4 protein-coding genes are annotated in these 3,451 nt (G+C 65.6%); 2 read left to right on the top strand and 2 right to left on the bottom strand.

Annotated features, from left to right (window positions below):
• A partial coding sequence (locus tag MOV75_RS31505) for a methyl-accepting chemotaxis protein (RefSeq protein ID WP_247007270.1) occupies window positions 1-1,500 on the bottom strand: 1,500 nt, incomplete at its 3' end.
• 114 nt (window positions 1,501-1,614) lie between these two features.
• A complete protein-coding gene (locus tag MOV75_RS31500) occupies window positions 1,615-2,226 on the bottom strand; it encodes a TetR/AcrR family transcriptional regulator (protein ID WP_246924829.1) in 612 nt (203 codons plus the stop codon).
• A 99-nt stretch (window positions 2,227-2,325) separates the two neighbouring features.
• Here MOV75_RS31500 and MOV75_RS31495 point away from each other — a divergent pair, with 99 nt between their 5' ends.
• Both MOV75_RS31495 and MOV75_RS31490 read left to right on the top strand, forming a co-directional pair.
• Window positions 2,326-2,808: a tautomerase enzyme gene (locus tag MOV75_RS31495; RefSeq protein WP_247007268.1), complete on the top strand. Its 483-nt coding sequence runs from the start codon at window positions 2,326-2,328 to the stop codon at window positions 2,806-2,808.
• Between the two features lie 40 nt (window positions 2,809-2,848).
• Window positions 2,849-3,451: crotonase/enoyl-CoA hydratase family protein (locus MOV75_RS31490; RefSeq protein ID WP_247007266.1), on the top strand; the 603-nt coding region annotated here is incomplete at its 3' end.

The raw sequence follows: 3,451 nt of genomic DNA, 5'->3' as shown, positions 1-3,451 counted from the left end.
GATCTCCGTGCTTTGTGCGACCTGACGGCCGATCTCCGAGATCGAGGAGGTCAGCTCTTCGGTGGCGCTGGCGACGGTCTGCACATTGGTCGAGGTCTGCTCGGAGGCGGCGGCGACGACCGCGGCCTGGCTGTTGGTCTGGGCCGCCGTCGAGGTCATCGACTGCGCAGTGCTTTCCATGGTCGAGGAGGCGCGCGACAGGCCGCCAACGAGCTCGGTGACCTTGGCCTCGAACGCGCGGGTGAGCTCGTCGAGCGCCTGTGCACGGCGCATCTTGCCGTCGTTCTCGGCCTGCTTCTCGGCCGCGAGCCGGTCGGCCCGGATCATGTTGTCCTTGAAGACCTGAACGGCCGCAGCCATCGCCCCGATCTCGTCGGAGCGCTCGGCGCCGGGGATGCTGTCCGCAACCTCGCCCTCGGCAAGCCGCGACATCCGCGTCGTCAGGTTGACGATCGGAGCGCAGACACGGCGGCGAACCATCACGATGAGGCCGACGCTCGCGATCAACACGGCGGCAAGTCCTGCAAGCGCGATGCTGAAGCTGGTGCGCGCGGCCGAAGAGGCGCCGGCGAGAATCTGTTCGGCGTTGTCGTAGAAGGCGTCGCGGACCTCGATGATGGTGTTGAGGCCGCGCTGCGTGGCGGCGTAATAGGTCTCCATGTCGTGTTCGTACTTGCCGCTGATCGCTCCGTCCTTGACGAGCTTGAGCTCGCGGCCGAACTCCTCGACATAGATCGAATTGAATTTCTCCAGCGCTGCGGCGACGTTCGCCGGAGTTGCCGGATTGCCGCGCAATTCCAGCAGCGCCATCACGAGCTGGTCGTTGCGGCCCTGCGAGCGGCCGATGTCGGCCTTCTCGGCGTCGGTCGCCGGCTTGTTGCCGCCGACGAGGTTCTTGTGCAGGCTGGAGTTGAAACCTCCGACGTCGCGCAACGTCATCGCCGTGTTGGCGTAGCTGGCCTGCCGGTAGGCGTCACCATTCAGGATCGCCATGCGGCGGACCTGCTCGTTGAGCAGTGCGGTCACGCTGCTGTTGAGCACGGCGTTGTCGGCGACGATCTTCTTGGCGGCGTCCTTGCGCGCCTCGGCGGGCCCTGCGAGCGCCTTGTCGATGGCCTCGCGCAACGCCGTGAATTTCGAATTGATGCCGTCGATGTTGCCGCCGATGGTGTTGCCGTCGTCGAGGGAGCCGGGCAGCTGCTTGCGCAGTGCGTTCATCTTGTCGCGGGCGCCGTCGGTCTGTTTCCGCAGCTTGTCCTGTCCGGCGAGCTGCGCCGGGTCGATGGTGGCCGGGCCGTAGAGGATGTTGGTGGAGAAGCCGCGCTCCGGATTGAGGTAGCGCGGGATGTCGCTGACGGCGCGAACGATCGCGAGCCGACCCTCCGCTTCCGTGATCCGCTCCATCGTCTGGTACTTCGTCACGGCGACGTAGACGGCGAGGCCGCCGCCCACGGTCGAGAGCGAGACGATGGCGGAGGTCAGGAGCGTACCGATTTTCATGATCTGTCCGGCAATTGGCGCGGGAGGAGACTTTGCACGGAAGATAGGCAGGCGATGTTAATCCGGGGTTTACGCTCTCTGCCGCTGGTCCCGCTGCGATCGACCGGCGCCCATTTATCCGGCTGCGTGGGCGAGGGCGTCGGACAGCACCGTCTCCAGCTCTTCTTGAACCAGATCGAGCGCGTCCGCGCTGCGGTTTGCCCGGCACATCGCGACCGTGCCTTCGATCGCGGCGACGACGAGCGTTGCAAGCCGCTCCGCGCGTTCTGCAGCCAGCCCTTCACGCAGCAAGGCTGCGCGTATGATCAGCCTCCACTCGACGAACACGCCGTTAGCGAGGTCGAGCAGATGCTGCTGCGCCGCCTCATCATCCTTGTCGGAGGCCTCGCCGATATAGCGATCGACGGCGACGGCGAGCACCGGGCATCCAGCCTCGAAGCCGGTCGCCTCCAGCCGGCGGCGCCAGGACGCAACAAAGGCCCGCAAGCCGCCGATCACCCCGCGGTCGTTCATGGCCTTCTCCAGGGGAGTGGACACCTCCTTGCCGGCGAAGGTCACGGCTTCGGAGATCAATTGCCGCTTGCCGTCCGGAAAGTGGTGACCGATCGAGCCGCGCGGCGTCGCAGTGTGGCGAACGACGTCGCGCATGCTGGTGGCATTGACGCCCCGCCGGCTCATCAGATCGGCGGCGCCGGCGATCATCTTGTCGCGCGTGCTGGAGGTCATCGGCGGTTCCATGGTTGGTGTCCGATCTAGGCTATGACGCTTGACATAAGCAAGAGGGACTGGAATATGACGAGTGTCATAATTCTGGAGGGACGGCCCTTGACGATCATCACCGTGACCGCGCCCGCCGGCCGGCTCAGCCTGACGCAGCGCCGCTGCCTCGCGGAAACCCTGACCGACGCCGTGCTCGAGCCCGAGATCGGCCAGCACGTGCCGGCTGCGCGAATGGGCTTTCAGGTCCATTTCCGCGAACTGTCGGCCGACTGCATGGCGATCGGCGGCCAGCTCCTGTCCGATCAGGACACCCCGCGCGACATCATCACCGTCAGGATCGCGGTGATGAACGCGGCATGGCCGGCAGAGGTGCGCGCCGAGGTGATCCGCAACGTGCTCGCCCGGCTCGCGGAGGCCTGCGGAATGCAGACGCCGGCGCCGACCTGGTGGGTCAATTTCGAGATCATCGACGAGGGAAGCTGGGGATCGCGGGGCGGCGTGCTCTCGATCCTCCAACTGCTCGAGACCGGCGTGTTCACGCCGGAGCGGATCAAGGCGATCCGCGCGGCGATTCAACCGCCGGCCTGACATGCCACCAACACCAACGACCGATCACGGGGAGAAGCGCATGAGCGAGGGACAAATTCGTACCGAGGTGCACGGCCACGTTCTCACGATCATCATCGACAATGCCGCGAAGAAGAACGCGTTCACGCCGGCGATGATGGAGCAATTGTCCGATGCGCTGACCGAACTGCACGACAACGAGGCCTATCGCGTCGGCGTGATCTGCGCCGAGGGCAGGGATTTCACCGCCGGTCTCGACATGCCGAAATTCTTCGGGCCCTCCGCGGAGAAGCGCAATATCAGGGAAGGCAATGTCGATCCGTTCGGCCTTGCCAAGCGCTGTCGCAAGCCTGTTATCACCGCCGTGCAGGGCATCGTTTTCACCGTTGGCATCGAGCTGATGCTTGCCGGTGATATCGTGGTGGCCGCAGCGGATTCACGCTTCTGCCAGATGGAATCCAGGCGCGGCATTGCGCCACTTGGCGGCGCTCATTTCCGTTTCCTGTCGCGCGCCGGCTGGGGTGATGCGATGTACCATCTGTTCCTGTGCGACGAGTTTTCGGCCGAGCGGGCCCACGCGATCGGTCTCGTTCAGGAGGTCGTGCCGGCGGGCGAGCAGGTCGCGCGTGCGATGGCGCTCGCCGCCATCATCGCGCGCAATGCG

The sequence above is a fragment of the Bradyrhizobium sp. PRIMUS42 genome (assembly GCF_023006515.1).
Taxonomy (GTDB): domain Bacteria; phylum Pseudomonadota; class Alphaproteobacteria; order Rhizobiales; family Xanthobacteraceae; genus Bradyrhizobium.
The sequence above is the reverse complement of the archived record's forward strand: the minus strand, read 5'-3'. Positions and strand labels throughout refer to the sequence as shown.